Source organism: Undibacterium sp. (assembly GCF_030683615.1).
Taxonomy (GTDB): Bacteria; Pseudomonadota; Gammaproteobacteria; order Burkholderiales; family Burkholderiaceae_D; genus Undibacterium; species Undibacterium umbellatum.
The window spans coordinates 1-16,860 of the sequence record NZ_JAUXQE010000007.1 but is presented as its reverse complement, the minus strand read 5'-3'; the positions used below and the strand labels follow the sequence as shown (position 1 = coordinate 16,860).

Genomic DNA, 16,860 nt, shown 5'->3' with positions numbered 1-16,860 from the left:
ATGCTTTTGCCGGTATGATTCCGGCAAAAGTCGACACTTACTTGCTAAAGCTTACACTAATTTAAAGCAACGGCAACTTCTTTGCCCCACTGTGGCAATAGGTTCTTACCAACTAAAGCCGACACTTTTTCACTGACTTTGATACGCGCTTTGGCAGGTGGCAGGCGACGCAGGGTTTTCAGTGCAGGCACATCTAGAAGGGCGATCTGGCGTTGCTCGACACTGATCAATCCCATTTCATTAAAGGCAGACAGGGTGCGGCTGACTGTTTCTAGTGTCAGGCCCAGGTAACTGCCGATTTCGTGACGTGTCATGCGCAAATTAAAGGACTTGCCAGAATAGCCGAGCTGGCTAAAGCGTTCCCCGAGTGTAGTCAGGAAGCGAGCCACCTTGGCTTCAGCACTCAGGGCGCTCAGCATGCCTATCATGATTTGTTCGCGCACCAGTTCGCGGCTCATGACGCTGAACATGGCTTGCTCCAGCTCTGCATAAATACGTCCCAGCGCAGAGAAAGTCTTGTAAGGCATGAGTATGATGTCGCAATCAGACAGGGCCACGGCTTCAGAGGCATGTTGTTGGTTATGTATGCCATCAATTCCGAGCAGATCACCTTTCATGGGGAAACTCAATACCTGCTCATTGCCATACTCGTCGATGAGGACAGTTTTCAAGAATCCTGAATTGACGATGTACAGTGTTTCAAAATCCTGGCCTATGGTGTGTACACGCTGACCCGCTTTGTAACGTACATGCTGAAACAACACTTCTTCATCTGCAGAAGCAGCAGGGGTAGGTATGCGCAGAAGTTCGCAAACTTCATGCAGGTTGGACCAGAGATTGCCATGGCAACGCCAGCCAGCCTCATTGGAGATGACTGGAAAACTATTCTTGCTGGCAACTGAAGACAGGCTGCTGGTACTGTTTGTAAAGGTTGCTGTAGTCATGGTAGTCCCCTTGAACGGTTTGCGACATTAGTTAATTTGATGATTTGAATCTGGTTGCTGCCAACGCAGCAGATAATCTTGTAGCGAACCAAAGTCCGTGGACTTATCCAAAAAACCATCTGCGCCTGCCCGCAATGCAAGTACGCGATTGTTTTCTGTTGCGTGATTTGTCAGTATCACTACCTTGATGGCTGGCCTGCTTTGCTTGATATTCCTCAGCAGCTGCAAGCCGTTTCCATCGGCGAGCTGGAGATCCAGTATCAATGCGTCGGCGTCATTGCCAAGCAGGGCTTGGTAGGCGCTCCCCATGTCACTTGCGACTCCCAGGACATGCATGCCAGGCACTTCTTCAACGAACCGCACCAGGCGGTTTTGAATCAGGACTGAATCTTCGACGATGTACAGGTTCATGTTGTGACTTGTTGTGCGTGTTTGCTTAGGCTCTATTATCGTCAGCATCAGCATTGATTTAAATCAGGAGATGCTGATTTGAATTGTCAGATTTGGCGCTGTATCTGTAGGAATATTCCTAGCAGTAATATGGCGGACGGAGAAGACAACCTAATTTGATGGTGGTCAATCAGGTGCCGTCAGAAGGGATATGGTCGAGGAGGAAGGCGGGTACAGGCTACAGTATTCAGGCTACAGGAGATGGTGTGCCACGGCGTATTGCACCAAGTCAGATAAATTGCTCATATTCATTTTTTGCATGATGCGAGTTTTGTGGGTGCTGACTGTCTTTACGCTCAAATGCAAGAGTTCACCGATTTCAGTGATTGATTTACCCTTGACCAGGTGGGTAAATACTTCAAATTCACGGTCAGACAAGCTGGTATGCGGCTGGCTGTCATCTGCAGGCATGGCGCTCATAGCCAGTTGTTCAGCCACTTCTATGCTGATGTACGGGCGACCCGAGGCAACCTTGCGCAAGGCAGTGACCAGTTGTGTGCCTGCGCTTTCCTTGGTCAGATAGCCACGCGCACCAGCGCGTATGGCACGCACGGCATACTGCTCTTCTTCATGCATGGTGAGTATCAGGATTGGCAATTTGGGGAATTCGTCCTTGATCTGGCGTATCAGGTCTACACCGCTACGGCCAGGCATGGACAAATCCATCAGCAAGACATCAAATTCGGTAGTGCGTACTTTTTCCAGGGTATCGAAACCATCGACTGCTTCGGCAACTACTTGTATGTCTTCTATGCCATCAAGTATGCGTTTCAGTCCTTCGCGCATGATGGTATGGTCGTCGGCTATCAAGATGCGGGTCATAGAGGCAATAGGGCTACATTTCATGTTCAGCGGCGCATTCGGCACATACTTGTGCCAAAGCAAGGATTTCCAACATTGTACTGTAGCCAGTGCAGGCGTGTGGTTCTGTATCGCTTAGAACCTGCTTGCGATCTTACTGCTCGCATATGATCGGGCTCATGCGCTGCTCTTCGAGCGCTGACGCTCGCTACGAATCGCAAACATGCACTTAGTGATGTTTGATCCTGTGTACCAGCACTGGGATCAGGCACAAGGACAAGACTTTGGTTGTAACACTGCCCAGTATGAATTGACCCAGGCCGCTTCTGCCATGTGAACCCATGAAGATCAGGTCGCAGGCATATTCCTGGGCTGTATGGACGATTTCCTTGGCGGTGGAGTCATTGAATTGTATGACTTCCTGATAAGCCAGGCCAGCTGCATTCGCTGCTTCCCTGGCAGGTTGCAGGTAGCTTTCTGCCAGTGTTTGCATGGCCGCCTGGTACTCTTCTTCGGTGGGGCCATTGGGTGGCAAGATATCGACATAGAGCGGATATTGATAATTGCCAGCAACATATACCGCAACCACTTCTGCCTGTAATTGTTGGGCAAATTCAAGGCCAGCTGTAACGCAGGCATGTGACAGTTCTGAGCCATCGGTCGGTAGCAGTATACGCTTGTACATAGTCTATCCCCTTGAAGGTGTATCCAGCATGCAGGTGGATTGTCACATCTGCCTTGATTTCAAACAAGGAGAATAAGAGAATATGGTCAATAGAGTGGAAATTTTGTTTGTTCTGTATTTTTCTTTTTGTCTGTCAACAATTAAATTTCTGTGGCCAGCAGTTGACCTAGCTCTGGTGAGCTGCAGTGTTGTAGTTGTATATCTGTACATTCATGCCACGCGGCAAATTCGCGCAAGGTCTTGCCTAGATCGGTGGTCATTGCCTTGGAAACTCGTACGCCAGATTCCAGATGCAGAGCCTTGATTTCGAACATGCCATCCTTGCGATGGGCTTTGGCATCCATGCGGCCTATCAGTGCCCCCCTGCGCAATATAGGCAGGGTGAAGTAGCCGTAGCGCCGTTTAGGGGCGGGCGTGTAGCACTCCAGCTTGTAGTCAAAATCAAAAAATTCTATGGCACGTTTTCTATCCCAGACAACTGGATCAAAAGGGGAGAGTATACGGGTGGCTGTTGCCTTGAGTTGATTGTCTTGCGCTAGTTGCAGGGCGTCCAGACGGGCTGGATGAACGTAGAAAAGCTGTTCCTGATTTGCTATCTGCACTGGTATCAGTAAGCCTTCCTTAACCAGTTGCACAGGCTGGTTTTTTGCATCAAATTTACCCATGCGAAAATAATCAGCCATCCAGCTGGCTTTGCAAATGCCTAGCGCACGCACTGCCTGTAGTATCTGCGTGCGTTCGCATTCTAGCGGCGTGCGCAAATGTTTTTTATCATTCCATTTTGGATGCACGCGCTCACGCAAATCATAGATGCGCTGGAAGTTATGGCGTTTGGCTACCATCACTTCACCTGTCGTGAACAAGATTTCCAGTGAGCGTTTTTCTGGCTTCCATTCCCACCAGCCGCCACTTTTGCCATCGGTGCGCTCAAAGTCAGCCGAACGGCTGGCCCCGTTTTCACGTATATGCTGCCGTATGGTTTCTACCTGTGCCGTATTTTCTTGTAGCCACTTGTGATTGTATTTCCAGCCCAGTCCTTGTGGTGACACCATTTGGTGGCGGTACAGGCCATAGTCTTCTATAGGCAAGAAGCAGGCTTCATGCGACCAGTATTCAAACAAATGGCCTTCTTCCAATAATTCATTGAGCCAGGCATGCTCGAAATGCCCAAGGCGGCTCCATAGAACCAGATAAGGGCTGCGCGCCACTACGTTTATGGTATCAATCTGCAGAGCCGACATATTGCGTATGCAAGCCAATACATCGTCTTTGCCAGTCTTGCGCGGAGGCGGTTGCAGCAAGCCCTGTGCTGCCAGATGCAGGGCGCGAGCGGAACTGAGTGTCAGATGAAAATCAGTTGCGCTCATAAAATTATTGCTCAAAGGTGATTTGGTAGGTCGGAGGTTCGAATCCCTGCGCAGATCAGAAGTGTTTCAGGCCTATCGCAGCCCTGACTTCATCGGTGGTTTGAGCAGCAATTTCGCGTGCTTTTCGGGTGCCATCCTTGAGCATTTGCAAAACCTGACCGCGGTCTTTGGCATACTCTTCACGGCGTTCACGTATCGGTTTCAGCATATCTTGCAAGATACCTTCCAGACGGGCTTTGACAATACTGTCACCCAGGCCGCCGCGCACATAATGGTCTTTCATTTCTTGCAGACCGGTTTTGTCTTCATCAAAAGCATCGAGGTAAATAAAGGCGACATTGCCCTCCAGATGACCGGGATCAGCCACGCGCAAATGCAATGGGTCAGTGTAAACATTACGCACTGCTGCCTTGATTTCCGCAGGTGTGAAGCCAAGGTTGATGACATTGCCCAGAGATTTGCTCATCTTGGCCTTGCCATCCACGCCCGGCAGCCGGCCAATTTCAGGCACCAGCGCCTGGCATTCAACCAGAATATCTTTATTTGCCAGGCGGTTGAAACGACGCACGATTTCATTGGTCTGTTCTATCATTGGAATCTGGTCTTCACCGACGGGCACCAGGCTGGCTTTGAAGGCGCTGATATCTGCTGCCTGGCTGACTGGATAAGTCAAGAAACCAGCAGGGATATCGCGCTCAAAATTGCGCAAAACGATCTCTTGCTTGATGGTCGGGTTGCGCTCCAGGCGGGCTACGGTGACCAGATTGAGGTAATAGAAAGTTAATTCTGTCAGTTCTGGGATTTGTGACTGAATAAATATCGTTGATTTGGCAGGATCTATACCTACTGCCAGATAATCAAGCGCCACTTCCATGACATTGTCGTGGACCTTGGCAGGGTTTTCCATATTGTCAGTCAATGCCTGGGCGTCTGCCAGCATGATGTATTGCTCATACTGGTTCTGGAACTTGACGCGATTGCGCAAACTGCCAACAAAATGGCCAAGGTGCAGGGGGCCGGTAGGGCGGTCACCCGTCAGTATCAGGTGTTTTTTATCTTCAGTACCAGGGAGCATGCTAAATCCAATTGGGTAATGCGGTGAAATTGCCAGTAGCCGTAGAGTATACGTAAAAAATGCCGCGGAAGCTTGGGCGGCATGACGTAAATCAAGGCGTGTTCTCCGGCTATGATGCCGTTTTCAGGCTGGCTATGTCAAGTTTGACCAGATTTTGGACGAATTTGGGATTGGTTTTAGTGTGGATTTAATTTAATTCTGTTAAAACTGCCATCTTGTCATCTGAATTACTTATAAAGTCATTTCCTGCAATGATAAAATCGCGGTTTGTTTTTGTATCCCGTGCATCCCGCTTTTATAGTTGAAAGTAGCCTTATTTTGACCTCCTTAAGTTCTAAAAAATTGATTATTGCCTCACGCGAAAGCCGTTTGGCGATGTGGCAGGCAGAACATGTACGTGACCGCCTGGCCGCGCTGTATCCTGAATGGCAGATAGAGATTTTGGGTATGACTACCCGTGGCGACCAGATACTTGACCGGGCGCTCTCCAAGGTGGGTGGAAAAGGTCTGTTCGTCAAGGAACTCGAAGTCGCCATGGCCGAAGGTCGTGCTGATCTGGCGGTACATTCACTCAAAGACGTACCCATGGATTTGCCTGAGGGTTTTACTCTTGCAGCCATATTGGAGCGTGAAGATCCGCGTGATGCCTTTGTTTCCAATGACTATGCCGGGCTGGATAGTTTGCCTGCTGGCGCCGTCATAGGGACCAGTAGCTTGCGTCGTCAGGCCCTGATTTCTGCCCGTTACCCGCATCTGGTGATACGGCCTCTACGCGGCAATCTGGATACCCGTTTGCGCAAACTTGATCATGGTGAATATGCTGCCATCATCCTGGCTGCAGCTGGCCTGAAACGCCTGGGTGTACCTGAACGCATACGCGCCTGCCTGGACCCTGAAGAAAGCCTGCCGGCTGCAGGGCAGGGGGCGATGGCAATAGAAATACCAGACAACCGGCCAGAGCTGCACGCCATGCTGGCAGCTTTAAATCATACCGAGACAGCCCAGGCTGTAGCGGCGGAGCGGACAGTGTCCAAGGCTTTTGGTGGCAGTTGCCAAATACCTCTGGCGGCATTTGCCACAGTTGATCACGGACAAATGCAGATCAGGGCGATGGTGGCAACGCCTGATGGCACGCGCATTGCCAAAGCTGAAGCGACTGGGGCTGCAGACAAGCCGCATGAGCTGGGACTGAAGCTGGCGCAAGCCCTGTCTGCCCAGGATGCCGAAGCGATATTGGCAGTTTGCAAAGCCCAGATTACAGAATGACATAGCCCAGGCATGCAAAATAATACGGTCATACTGACACGTCCAATAGCTCAGGCTCAGGATTTTGCCAGGCAAGTCCTGGCAATGGGGCGCGAAGTAGTGCATTTCCCTTTGCTTGAGATCGGGGCACTGGAAGACAATGCTGCTTTACTGACGCAGTTGGAGCAGTTGCACGACTATGCATTAATTGCCTTTGTCAGCCCAAATGCGATTGATGCTTTTTTCCGCCACCTGACTACTGTGCCGCAAGGTTTGACTTTTGCCGTCATGGGTGAGGGCAGTCGGGCTAAATTGGCGGAGTACGGTGTGAATGATCAGACTGCAACTGTTTTGCGCCCGCGCAATTCGCGTAAGACTGATTCTGAAACCCTGCTAGCCGAACTGGACTTGCTTGCTCTACAGGGACGAAAAGTGCTGATTGTGCGCGGTGAGTCAGGGCGTGAACTATTGGCTGATGCTTTGCGCGAACAAGGCATAGAAGTAGTGCAAGTAGCAGCCTACCGCAGAGTAAAGCCCGCATTCAATCAGGCCCTTCAACAGCAATTGAAGCATTTGCTGAACATTGAGAATGACTGGATCATCACCAGTTCTGAAGCGTTGCGCAATTTGTGTGACTATGTCGCAACATTAGATTTAACTGACGGCGTGGCAAAAATGCAACGGCAACATTTGCTGGTGCCACATAGCCGTATCGAAGAAACCGCAAAGTCTCTGGGGTTTCTATCCATAACCTTAACAGCTTCTGGCGACGAACAACTGCTTGTCGCGTTACAATCTCGTCTATGAGTGAACAGCAATCAAATCCCGAAGCCGTCGTAACGGCAAGCCCTGTCGACGCTGTGGCGCGACAGCCAGCCCCTGTTTTGCCTGCAGAGGCATACAAGGAACAGAGAGAACCCGGCTGGAACCATCCTGCTTACCTGATATCTGGTGTGCTGGCTGTTTTGCTGGCCGCGAACTGGTGGTCTTCGCAAAACCAGATCAGCGGTTTGCGTGACGAGGTCGCCAAACGCCTGTTGACTGCAGATAGCAATAGCAGTGAAACCAAGCTGTTGGCGCGCAATGTGCAGGAGACTGCCAAGGAAATTCAGTCCAAAGTCATTCTCCTTGAAGGCAAGCAATCTGAATCGCAAAGTCAGCAACTGGCTCTGGAACAGCTCTATCAGGATTTGTCCAAGAATCGTGACGACTGGGCCCTGGCTGAAATTGAACAGGTATTGGCAACAGCCAGCCAGCAATTGCAATTGGCCGGCAATGTACAGGGTGCCTTGATTGCCTTGCAAAATGCCGATGGTCGTCTGGCCAAGTCAGACAAACCACAGTTTATCTCCATACGCCGCGCACTCGCCAAGGACATAGAAAGACTAAAATCTTTACCTGCCCTCGATTTGCCAGGTGTGGCGCTGCGTCTCGATAGTGTGATTGCCCAGATTGACCATATACCGCTGTGGTCGGATGAGAAATCCGTTGTGACGGCGACGCCGCCAAAAGCGCCGCTGCGCGTCTTGCCCAAGTCTGCTGCTAGTGCCAAGGCAGACAAGAAAGTCGTCGATGACGTAGAAGAGAGTACCTGGAGCATGCGCCTGCAAGATGGCTGGCAGAGTTTTTCCAGCGAGATGTGGGGTGAAGTTAAGCAATTGATACGTGTCAGGAATGTGGAAACACCTGATGTACTGTTGCTGACTCCCTCGCAATCTTATTTTGCTCGTGAAAACCTGAAATTGCGCTTGTTGAACGCCAGACTGGCACTTTTGTCGAGAAATGAAAGTATCTTCAGAAGCGATATGATTGCCGCCCAGGATGCTATCGCCAAATATTTTGATACCCGTGCCAAGCAGACACAGACTGTGCAAGCCTTGTTGCGCCAGGTGCAGGGTAGCAATCTGTCGATAGAAATGCCGACGTTGGGTGAAAGCCTGAATGCGGTACGTAACTATAAAGTGAAGCCATAAGAGTATGCGTATCTTTATCCGGCTTCTGATTCTTTTCGCGCTTGCCGTTGGTCTTGCTGTGGGCGCACGTTATAACCCCGGGAATGTAGTCCTGTTCTTTCCACCCTACAGGATAGACTTGTCACTGAACTTCTTCCTGTTCCTTTTGCTGGTTGTTTTTGTGGTGATTTATCTGGTGATACGTACCATTATCACCACCAGGAAAATGCCACGCAAGGTAGCCTTGTATCGTCAGAACAAGCGTGAAAAAGACAGTAACAAGGCTTTGCGTGAGGCCTTGAAGGCGCTGTTTGAAGGTCGTTTCGGTCATGCTGAAAAAGCGGCCATGCGTGCTACGGAATTGCCGGACAATGCAGCGATTGCGTCCCTGATAGGCGCGCGAGCTGCTCACCATATGAGCCAGTTTGAACGACGCGACTCCTGGTTTGCCGGCCTTGAGCAAGACAATGCTTACAAGGTTGCTCGCCTGGTGAGTATGACTGAATTGCTGGTGGATCAGCATCAGCCTGGCAAGGCGCTGGAAGCAGTGCGTGAGCTGAATGCCAATGGGACCCGCCATATCCAAGTGTTGCGCTGGGCCTTGAAGGCCAACCAGCAAGCGCAAAAATGGCAGGAAGTTTTGAAGCTGGTACGCACCCTGGACAAACACCGCGCCCTGCATCCGGCGTTGTCGCAGCGTTTGCGTGAGCTGGCTTATGAAGACTTGTTGAAAAACCAGGGGCATGACACCGAATCCATACGCCGCGTCTGGTATGAAATTCCTCAGGCAGATCGCAAGTCTGCTTTTGTAGCATCTACTGCAGCTGCTGCCTTCAATTCTCATGGTTTGTTTGATGATGCTCGGGGTATCGTCGAAAAAGCGCTGATGGAAGAGTGGGATGAACGCCTCATGCGTGCCTACCGTGATGCGGCTGCTTCTGAAGGTTCGGCTGCCTTGTTGTCACAAATTGAACATTGTGAAAAATGGTCAGAGCAGCATCCTACCGATCCTGAGTTGGCACTGACCCTTGGTACACTATGTTTGCGCCAAAAATTATGGGGCAAGGCACAAAGACATATGGAGCAAGCCTTATCGGACGCAGTAGATCCGCGCACTGTGCGAGAAGCCAATTTGAAGCTGGCGCAATTGCATGAGGCGCTGGGGCAACCAGAAGAGGCTGCCAGTCGTTATCGCCAATGTGCGATTGCCACCATGTTATGAGGAAATTGATTGTATAAGTGCATGTTAAATTGTATTGATGTCTGTTGCGTTGCACAATTTTGCGTTGAAAAACTATATAATCTCGCCCAAACCATTTCTTCTATTGATACTTATACAGAAAGTGCAAGATGAGCTTGAATAAAGTACCAGCAGGTCGTGATCTGCCAAATGATTTCAACGTTATTATCGAAATTCCTATGAATGGGGACCCGATCAAATACGAAGTTGATAAAGAGACCGGCGCTATTTTTGTAGACCGTTTCATGGGCACTGCCATGCATTATCCTTGCAACTATGGTTATGTGCCGCAAACCCTGGCCGGTGATGGCGATCCGGTTGACGTACTGGTTATCACGCCTTTTCCGCTGATCCCTGGTGTAGTAGTGCGCTGCCGTCCTATCGGCATCCTGAAAATGACAGATGAAGCCGGTAACGATGCCAAAGTATTGGCCGTACCTGTAGACAAGATTTTGCCTATCTACACACACTGGCAAAAACCGGAAGACTTGAATGAATTGCGTCTGCGTCAAATCCAGCATTTCTTTGAGCATTACAAAGATCTGGAGCAAGGCAAATGGGTCAAGATTGAAGGTTGGGGTGGTCCTGATGATGCCAGAGCAGAAATTCTTGCTGGTGTAGAAAATTTCAATAAAGCAGAAGCATAATACTTCTGCTGCTTTAGAAAAGCTGCGATTCAAAAGCTGTGATTCATATCGCAGCTTTTTTTTGGCCCCCAGTTTTTTAGACTGGAAGCATCACTTAAAACCTGTGCATCAAATAGGCCGCAATTCCCACAACCGCGAATACAATTGCCACCCAACTCAACCAAGAGCTAGGCTGCTTGTCTTCATCATCTCTGTAGCTATTTGACTCGTCCCCCTGTTTTTGGCGTTTGCGTTTCAATTTCTTGTCGCGCTCAAGGAATTTTTCCAATGCCAAAGACATTTCTGCTGCATTTTCATAGCGTGCAGCCGGATCTTTTTGCATCGCCTTCATGACGATTTTGGATAGGGAATCCGGGATGCTTGGGCGAACTTCAGACGGGTACTTTGCTACTTTACTTACAATCTGTTGCAATAATTTGTCTACATCCTGCGACTGAAAAGGCTTTTGTCCTGTCAGCATTTCATACATGACGGTGCCGAGGGAGTACACATCAGTCAGTGCATTGACCTGCCTGCCGTTCGCCTGTTCTGGCGACATGTAGTTGGGGGTGCCCAGGATATTATTATTAAACAGGGTATGCGCTTGTTCCCTGGTTTCATCCAGCACGCGATTGGGTGCGCGGGCGATACCAAAGTCCACGACTTTAGGATGTTGATTGGGCAGTACAAAAATATTGGCGGGCTTGATGTCGCGGTGTATCACACCATTGGCATGTGCATAGGCGAGGGCATCGGCAATTTTTTGTATGAGGGTAGTCGTCTCAATAATGTCGAATTGTTTGCCTTCGGCGAGCAAATGTCGCAAATCCTTGCCTTGCAGAAATTCCATCGCGATAAATGCTGTGCCACCTTCACTCGATGCATCGAAAATGGTGACGATATTCGGGTGGGATAATCTGCCAGCAGCACGTGCTTCGTTGATAAACTGTTGTTCGCGTTGTTTCTTGTCGGCAGCATTACTGCCTGCACTAAATATTTTGATGGCAACATCACGGTCAATAACGGGATCGTGCCCCCGATACACCGCTCCATTTGATCCCATGCCTATACGTTCGCTTAAATAAAAGCGTCCTACGCGTTTGGTCGGCAATGCTGCAGGCGGCGCATTTGGCGTGGATATAAAATTGTTTTGCATTGCGACAGGATGCCCTGATCCAGGTAAAAATTCAAGTGGCGCTTGCTTCAATGTGTTTCAGGATTTTGTAGGGTGTGTGTTCATGTAACTCATTTAAATATAGTGCAATATCCCTGGATTCACGTACCAGAAAATTGGAAACGGCATCAGAAAATTCAGCATGACTCAAATGGTGGGCAGACCAGGTAGTTGTAGGTAAAAAGCCGCGTGCCATTTTGTGTTCGCCTTGAGCTCCGCCTTCAAAAATAGCGATTCTTTCTTGAATGCAAAATTCTATGGATTGATAATAAGCTGTCTCGAAGTGCAGACAGGGATGTGTTTCCAGGCAACCCCAGTAGCGTCCATAGACGCGCTGTGTATCATGAATTAACAATGAGGCGGCAATTTTATTGTCGTCATGCAATGCGACAATGAGATGAATATTCTCAGGCATGCTCTTGCCTAAGCGCAAGAAAAAATCCAGATTCAGGTAAGGCGAGGAATTATGCTCTTCATAAGTCTGGTCATAACAGCTTTTAAAAAAACGCCAGTCATCGTCTTGCATCTCTTGTCCGCGCACATGTCTGAACTGTATGCCGGCATCGTGTACTTTTCTGCGTTCGGCACGGATGTTTTTGCGTTTCTTTTTATCCAGGTTATCCAGAAAATCATCGAAGCATTGGTAGCCTTGATTTTTCCAATGGAACTGCACAGATTTGCGTAACAGGTAACCTTCTTCACTGAGCAACCGTGCCTGCTCTTCGGGCAGAAAGAGCAGGTGACTTGAGGAGTAATCGCCCGCTTGCTGGAGTTCTTGCAAAGCGGTGATCAACGCCCTTTGGGCTGGCTCATTGCGCGCCAGCAAGCGGCTTCCTGTCACGGGCGTAAACGGAATGGCAGACAGCAATTTGGGATAGTAATCAAATCCATGGCGCTTGTAAGCTTTGGCCCAGGCCCAGTCGAACACATACTCTCCGTAAGAATGTGTCTTTTCGTAAAGGGGTAGTGCGGCCTCCAATTGTTCGCCATCCCAGATCGTGATAAAGCAGGCTTGCCAGCCGGTTTCTTCAATGGCAGAACCTGATTCTTCCAGTGCACTTAAAAATGCATACGACAAAAATGGATTGGCATGTGCCTGGTCAGCCACCAGACTGTCCCAGACCAAGGGCGCGATCTCGCTCAGTGAAGTGACGATGCGCATGCGATAATGTGGGGCTGGAGATTCAGATTTCATTTTCGATTTTATACAGATTTGCCAATATGACAGTAAAAGTTGCCATTGCCCAGATGAATAGTATTGTCGGTGATCTTACCGGCAATGCTGCACAGATAACAGAATATGCCCGTCGTGCTGCAGAGCAGGGCGCAGATATACTCGTCACGCCAGAACTATCTCTGGTAGGTTACCCGCCAGAAGATTTGTTGCTGCGCCAGGCATTTTATCTGGATGCTGCCCATGCTCTGGATAGCTTGAAGAGACAGCTTACGCTATTTCCCGGACTTGCTGTTTTGGTCGGTCATCCCAGTGAAGTGGACGGAAAGAGGTATAATGCTGTTTCTGTCGTGCAAGACGGTGTCGTACTGACAACCTATTTCAAGCGCGACTTGCCTAATGACATGGTGTTTGATGAAAAGCGTTATTTTTCATCTGCTAATCAGGCTTGCGTGTTCACCATCAAGGGCGTGAATTTCGGTATCAATATCTGTGAAGATACCTGGTCGTCTGATGCTCCTCTGCTGGCCAAACAGGCTGGCGCAGAAGTGCTGCTGGTACCCAATGGTTCACCCTACCATATGGGCAAGCAGCATCAACGCTATGATGTCATGCGTGCAAATGTCATTTCTCAAGGATTGTCCTTGGTCTACGCTAACCTCGTTGGCGGCCAGGACGAATTGATTTTTGATGGCAATTCCTTTGTCATGGATGTTCAGGGCCAGATCAGTGCGCAATTGAAACACTGTGAAGCTGATTTGCAGTTGATAGAATTTGATGGAGCACAGCCTTTGCCTACCCGGATCGAGGCGGCGTTGACGCTAGAAGCCGAGGTTTATCAGGCGCTGGTCATGGGCGTCAGGGATTACGTTGGCAAGAATGGCTTTCCCAGTGTTTTGCTGGGATTGTCTGGTGGCGTTGATTCTGCCCTGGTACTTGCAATTGCTGTCGATGCCTTGGGTGCAGATAAGGTCAGGGCCATCATGATGCCTTCGCCCTATACAGCCGATATCTCCTGGCTGGATTCGCGTGATATGGTCGCCCGAATAGGTGTGCGCTATGATGAAATTGCCATCAGCGATTGTTTCGATGCATTCCGTTCTACCCTGAGCCAGGAGTTTGCCGGCTTGAAAGAAGACACGACAGAAGAAAATATCCAGGCCAGGATACGCGGCACACTCTTGATGGCCTTGTCGAACAAATATGGTTCCATCGTTTTGACAACAGGTAACAAAAGTGAAATGGCCGTAGGTTACTGTACTTTGTATGGTGACATGGCAGGTGGTTTTGCTGTTATCAAAGACATAGCCAAAACCCTGGTGTACCGCCTGTGCGCCTATCGCAATACCCTGTCAGCCGTAATACCCGAGCGGATACTGACGAGGGCGCCATCAGCTGAATTGCGACCTGATCAAAAAGACCAGGACTCCTTGCCGCCCTATGACATTCTGGATGGCATCATGGCCATGTATATGGAAGAAAACAAGGCCCGAGCAGAAATTGTCGCAGCTGGCTATCAGCCGGAAGATGTTGAGCGTATCACGCGACTCATCAAGATTAACGAATACAAGCGGCGTCAAGCGCCCATAGGTATCAGGATTACACATCGTGCTTTTGGGCGCGACTGGCGTTATCCGATTACTTCGAAGTTCAGAGACTAGTTTAATCCGCATTAATTGTATTAACCGTAATTATAAGGAGAGAGAAATGAAACAGATCACCGCAATCATCAAACCTTTTAAACTCGACGAAGTCCGTGAAGCACTCGCTGATGTTGGCGTGACGGGTCTGACCGTCGTCGAGGTCAAGGGTTTTGGTCGTCAAAAAGGCCACACTGAGCTATATCGTGGCGCAGAATACGTCGTCGATTTTTTACCCAAGATCAAGGTAGAAGTCGTGGTCGACGACAAGATTGCCGACAATGTTGTCGACGCAATTATCAAGGCAGCCCACACCGGCAAGATTGGTGACGGGAAAATTTTTGTACAAAATGTGGAGCAGGTGATACGTATTCGCACTGGCGAGACGGGACCTGATGCGGTTTAAATATGATGAAGTTAAAGCAGTTAGCAGTAAGTGAATTTGTTGGTGTTTCAAAAGCAAGAGCAAAAACAAAAATAGGGGTGGCACTGGTGTTGATGGCGATGGCAAATGTCCAAGCTGAAACTGGTGTCACTGATAAGAAAATTTTACTTGGGCAGTCCGCAGCGTTTACCGGACCTGCTGCAGAGTTGGGCATACAGTTGAATTCTGGTGCCAAGTTATATTTTGATCAGGTCAATGCAACTGGTGGTGTATATGGTCGTAAGATTGAAATTATAAAGAAGGATGATAAGTATGAGGCAGACTTGGCGGCCACGAATACCAAGGCCCTGATTGAAAATGATGGTGTGTTTGCTTTATTTGGCTATGTAGGAACAGCCACCAGTAATGCAGCTTTACCCATTTTCACGCAAGCCAAAGTTCCATTCTTTGCCCCCTATACTGGTGCGCAGTCTTTGCGAGAACCTTTCAATAAGCAAATTTTCAATATCCGGGCCAGTTATAACGATGAGACTGAATATCTGATCGACCGCCTGGTGAATCTTGGCACTAAAAATATCGCCGTTTTTTATCAAAACGATGCTTATGGCAAGGCTGGTCTGGCTGGCGTAGAACTGGCGATGAAAAAAAGGAATTTGCGCGTCTCTGAAGTGGCAACAGTAGAGCGAAACAGCCTCGATGTGGCCGCAGCCGTAAGCAAGCTTTTGCCCAAGCGCCCGGATGCCATCATCCAAATCAGCACCTATGCCGCGAGTAGTGCGCTGGTCAAAGAAATGCGCAAGGCATCCTACACTGGCATGTTCTACAACGTGTCCTTTGTCGGTAGCCAGGCATTGGCAGATGCACTCGATAAAGACGGGGTAGGTGTGGTAATTTCTCAGGTAGTGCCATTTCCGTGGTCGCCTTCCATACCTGTCGTGGGTGAGTATACAAAAACACTGGAAAAGGCAGGCATTAAAAACCTGAATTTCTCCAGCCTTGAAGGCTACGTTGCGGCCAAGGTGTTTGTTGAAGGATTAAAGCGTGCCGGACCTGGATTGACGAGAGAAAAACTGGTGTCTTCGCTGGAAAGCATCAATCGCAGTAGTTATGATGTCGGCGGTTTTGACGTCAGCTTCTCGCCTTCAAATCATAACGGTTCAAAATATGTGGATATGACCGTTATTTCCAAAGACAAGAAGTTCCGCAATTAAGTTTGTTGCACCTGAATCCGACCGGGCTCAGGTGCATTATCTATGCTCAGGATTTCAGTAGTACGATCAATGCACCAGCGCCACCATCAGCCGCAGTCGCCTGGCTGAATGCCAATACTTCATCTTTCTGTATCAGCCAGTTCCTGACTTTTTGCTTAAGCACAGGTTCCTTGTTGATAGAGCCCAGACCTTTACCATGAATGATACGCACGCAACGTGTGCCATTGCGCATGCATTTACGTAGGAATTCTCCCAGGCTGTCCCTGGCTTCATCCCTACGCAAGCCATGCAGGTCAAGTTGCGCCTGTATGACCCAATGGCCTTTACGCAGCTTCCTTACGACATCCTGGCCTACACCTGATCTGGTGTAGCTCAGGTTCTCATCTGTTTCCAGCAAGGAGTCAGCGTCGAACTCATCCGATAAAGATTCCTGTAGCGCTGCCTGCTCATCGGCGATGTGCTGAAAGGGTAGAGGCTCAAGGCGAGTGGGCGCGGGGTGATGTTTGACCACAGTCTTTAAAACTTCGACCTTGCCTACGCTGGAACGAAAAATATTGGCTTCTTCTTTGGCTTTCTTTTCGCGTTCCAGACGTCCTGCTTCGGCGCGCTGTCGGCTTTCTTCTTGCTGCTTTAATTGCTGACTGAGTGACTTCAGGTCAGCAAGGTTTTTAAAAGACGACATGCTGTACTTCCTTGATGTGAACTTATTCTTCCAGGAAGCGCTGTGCATCCAGGGCTGCCATGCAGCCTGTGCCCGCGCTGGTAATGGCTTGACGATAAATATGGTCCTGTACGTCGCCTGCTGCAAACACGCCTGGTACATTAGTGGCTGTTGCCATGCCTTCTGTACCTGTGCGGGTCTTGATATAACCGTTATACATTTCCAGTTGG

Annotated in this window: 17 protein-coding genes and 1 pseudogene; 8 read left to right on the top strand and 10 right to left on the bottom strand. The window is 49.3% G+C overall.

Annotated elements, in window-relative coordinates:
- Positions 1–56: 56 nt before the first annotated feature.
- The 6 genes from Q8K39_RS04135 to trpS form a co-directional block, all read right to left on the bottom strand.
- A complete protein-coding gene (locus Q8K39_RS04135; protein ID WP_186954546.1) occupies positions 57–944 on the bottom strand; it encodes a helix-turn-helix domain-containing protein in 888 nt (295 codons plus the stop codon).
- Between the two features lie 27 nt (positions 945–971).
- Positions 972–1,355 carry a response regulator gene (locus Q8K39_RS04130; protein ID WP_186954547.1) on the bottom strand — a complete coding sequence of 128 codons (384 nt, stop codon included), beginning with the start codon at positions 1,353–1,355 and terminating at the stop codon, positions 972–974.
- Positions 1,356–1,586: 231 nt separating this feature from the next.
- Positions 1,587–2,216 (bottom strand): response regulator transcription factor, encoded by a 630-nt coding sequence (locus Q8K39_RS04125; RefSeq protein ID WP_186954548.1) that lies wholly within the window; start codon positions 2,214–2,216, stop codon positions 1,587–1,589.
- Between the two features lie 208 nt (positions 2,217–2,424).
- On the bottom strand, positions 2,425–2,880 hold the full coding sequence (locus tag Q8K39_RS04120; protein WP_186954549.1) for a universal stress protein: 456 nt from the start codon (positions 2,878–2,880) through the stop codon (positions 2,425–2,427).
- Positions 2,881–3,020: 140 nt separating this feature from the next.
- The gene (locus tag Q8K39_RS04115) at positions 3,021–4,247 is read right to left on the bottom strand and encodes a winged helix-turn-helix domain-containing protein (RefSeq protein ID WP_305258416.1); all 1,227 of its coding nucleotides are present in this window, start codon (positions 4,245–4,247) and stop codon (positions 3,021–3,023) included.
- A gap of 55 nt (positions 4,248–4,302) precedes the next feature.
- Positions 4,303–5,322, bottom strand: coding sequence for a tryptophan--tRNA ligase (trpS, locus tag Q8K39_RS04110; protein WP_305258415.1), 1,020 nt, complete (start codon positions 5,320–5,322; stop codon positions 4,303–4,305).
- Between the two features lie 318 nt (positions 5,323–5,640).
- Here trpS and hemC point away from each other — a divergent pair, with 318 nt between their 5' ends.
- The 5 genes from hemC to ppa all read left to right on the top strand — a co-directional run bounded on the left by hemC (position 5,641) and on the right by ppa (position 10,406).
- Positions 5,641–6,588 (top strand): hydroxymethylbilane synthase, encoded by a 948-nt coding sequence (hemC, locus tag Q8K39_RS04105; protein WP_305258414.1) that lies wholly within the window; start codon positions 5,641–5,643, stop codon positions 6,586–6,588.
- Positions 6,589–6,600: 12 nt separating this feature from the next.
- Positions 6,601–7,374 (top strand): uroporphyrinogen-III synthase, encoded by a 774-nt coding sequence (locus Q8K39_RS04100; RefSeq protein ID WP_305258413.1) that lies wholly within the window; start codon positions 6,601–6,603, stop codon positions 7,372–7,374.
- Complete coding sequence (locus Q8K39_RS04095; RefSeq protein ID WP_305258412.1) at positions 7,371–8,540, top strand: uroporphyrinogen-III C-methyltransferase; 1,170 nt, start codon at positions 7,371–7,373, stop codon at positions 8,538–8,540. Before Q8K39_RS04100 ends, Q8K39_RS04095 begins: the two co-directional genes overlap by 4 nt.
- A gap of 4 nt (positions 8,541–8,544) precedes the next feature.
- Positions 8,545–9,741 carry a heme biosynthesis protein HemY gene (locus tag Q8K39_RS04090; RefSeq protein ID WP_305258411.1) on the top strand — a complete coding sequence of 399 codons (1,197 nt, stop codon included), beginning with the start codon at positions 8,545–8,547 and terminating at the stop codon, positions 9,739–9,741.
- Between the two features lie 128 nt (positions 9,742–9,869).
- On the top strand, positions 9,870–10,406 hold the full coding sequence (gene ppa, locus Q8K39_RS04085; RefSeq protein ID WP_186954555.1) for an inorganic diphosphatase: 537 nt from the start codon (positions 9,870–9,872) through the stop codon (positions 10,404–10,406).
- A gap of 94 nt (positions 10,407–10,500) precedes the next feature.
- Here ppa and Q8K39_RS04080 read toward each other — a convergent pair whose 3' ends face one another.
- Together Q8K39_RS04080 and Q8K39_RS04075 are read right to left on the bottom strand one after the other, a co-directional pair.
- Positions 10,501–11,541 (bottom strand): serine/threonine-protein kinase, encoded by a 1,041-nt coding sequence (locus Q8K39_RS04080; RefSeq protein ID WP_305258410.1) that lies wholly within the window; start codon positions 11,539–11,541, stop codon positions 10,501–10,503.
- Between the two features lie 31 nt (positions 11,542–11,572).
- Entirely contained in the window at positions 11,573–12,754 is a 1,182-nt protein-coding gene (locus tag Q8K39_RS04075) for a GNAT family N-acetyltransferase (protein WP_305258409.1), read from the bottom strand.
- Between the two features lie 26 nt (positions 12,755–12,780).
- Here Q8K39_RS04075 and Q8K39_RS04070 point away from each other — a divergent pair, with 26 nt between their 5' ends.
- The 3 genes from Q8K39_RS04070 to Q8K39_RS04060 all read left to right on the top strand — a co-directional run bounded on the left by Q8K39_RS04070 (position 12,781) and on the right by Q8K39_RS04060 (position 15,969).
- A complete protein-coding gene (locus Q8K39_RS04070; protein WP_186954558.1) occupies positions 12,781–14,394 on the top strand; it encodes an NAD+ synthase in 1,614 nt (537 codons plus the stop codon).
- Between the two features lie 46 nt (positions 14,395–14,440).
- Complete coding sequence (locus tag Q8K39_RS04065; protein WP_110253085.1) at positions 14,441–14,779, top strand: P-II family nitrogen regulator; 339 nt, start codon at positions 14,441–14,443, stop codon at positions 14,777–14,779.
- A 92-nt stretch (positions 14,780–14,871) separates the two neighbouring features.
- Positions 14,872–15,969 (top strand): ABC transporter substrate-binding protein, encoded by a 1,098-nt coding sequence (locus Q8K39_RS04060; protein WP_370868564.1) that lies wholly within the window; start codon positions 14,872–14,874, stop codon positions 15,967–15,969.
- A gap of 46 nt (positions 15,970–16,015) precedes the next feature.
- On the opposite strand, the gene Q8K39_RS04055 is transcribed toward Q8K39_RS04060, so the two are convergent.
- On the bottom strand, positions 16,016–16,651 hold the full coding sequence (locus Q8K39_RS04055) for a Smr/MutS family protein (RefSeq protein ID WP_305258407.1): 636 nt from the start codon (positions 16,649–16,651) through the stop codon (positions 16,016–16,018).
- 22 nt (positions 16,652–16,673) lie between these two features.
- A pseudogene (locus Q8K39_RS04050) lies at positions 16,674–16,860 on the bottom strand (thioredoxin-disulfide reductase); the annotation flags it as partial.

Bases quoted from the DNA above. Each gene is read 5' to 3' on its own strand.
- Q8K39_RS04075 (WP_305258409.1), bottom strand. From the start codon at position 12,754: ATGAAATCTGAATCTCCAGCCCCACATTATCGCATGCGCATCGTCACT.
- ppa (WP_186954555.1), top strand. From the start codon at position 9,870: ATGAGCTTGAATAAAGTACCAGCAGGTCGTGATCTGCCAAATGATTTC.
- Q8K39_RS04125 (WP_186954548.1), bottom strand. From the start codon at position 2,216: ATGACCCGCATCTTGATAGCCGACGACCATACCATCATGCGCGAAGGA.
- Q8K39_RS04070 (WP_186954558.1), top strand. From the start codon at position 12,781: ATGACAGTAAAAGTTGCCATTGCCCAGATGAATAGTATTGTCGGTGAT.
- Q8K39_RS04120 (WP_186954549.1), bottom strand. From the start codon at position 2,880: ATGTACAAGCGTATACTGCTACCGACCGATGGCTCAGAACTGTCACAT.
- Q8K39_RS04090 (WP_305258411.1), top strand. From the start codon at position 8,545: ATGCGTATCTTTATCCGGCTTCTGATTCTTTTCGCGCTTGCCGTTGGT.
- Q8K39_RS04055 (WP_305258407.1), bottom strand. From the start codon at position 16,651: ATGTCGTCTTTTAAAAACCTTGCTGACCTGAAGTCACTCAGTCAGCAA.
- Q8K39_RS04095 (WP_305258412.1), top strand. From the start codon at position 7,371: ATGAGTGAACAGCAATCAAATCCCGAAGCCGTCGTAACGGCAAGCCCT.
- Q8K39_RS04135 (WP_186954546.1), bottom strand. From the start codon at position 944: ATGACTACAGCAACCTTTACAAACAGTACCAGCAGCCTGTCTTCAGTT.
- Q8K39_RS04065 (WP_110253085.1), top strand. From the start codon at position 14,441: ATGAAACAGATCACCGCAATCATCAAACCTTTTAAACTCGACGAAGTC.
- Q8K39_RS04060 (WP_370868564.1), top strand. From the start codon at position 14,872: ATGGCGATGGCAAATGTCCAAGCTGAAACTGGTGTCACTGATAAGAAA.
- trpS (WP_305258415.1), bottom strand. From the start codon at position 5,322: ATGCTCCCTGGTACTGAAGATAAAAAACACCTGATACTGACGGGTGAC.
- Q8K39_RS04080 (WP_305258410.1), bottom strand. From the start codon at position 11,541: ATGCAAAACAATTTTATATCCACGCCAAATGCGCCGCCTGCAGCATTG.
- Q8K39_RS04115 (WP_305258416.1), bottom strand. From the start codon at position 4,247: ATGAGCGCAACTGATTTTCATCTGACACTCAGTTCCGCTCGCGCCCTG.
- Q8K39_RS04100 (WP_305258413.1), top strand. From the start codon at position 6,601: ATGCAAAATAATACGGTCATACTGACACGTCCAATAGCTCAGGCTCAG.
- Q8K39_RS04130 (WP_186954547.1), bottom strand. From the start codon at position 1,355: ATGAACCTGTACATCGTCGAAGATTCAGTCCTGATTCAAAACCGCCTG.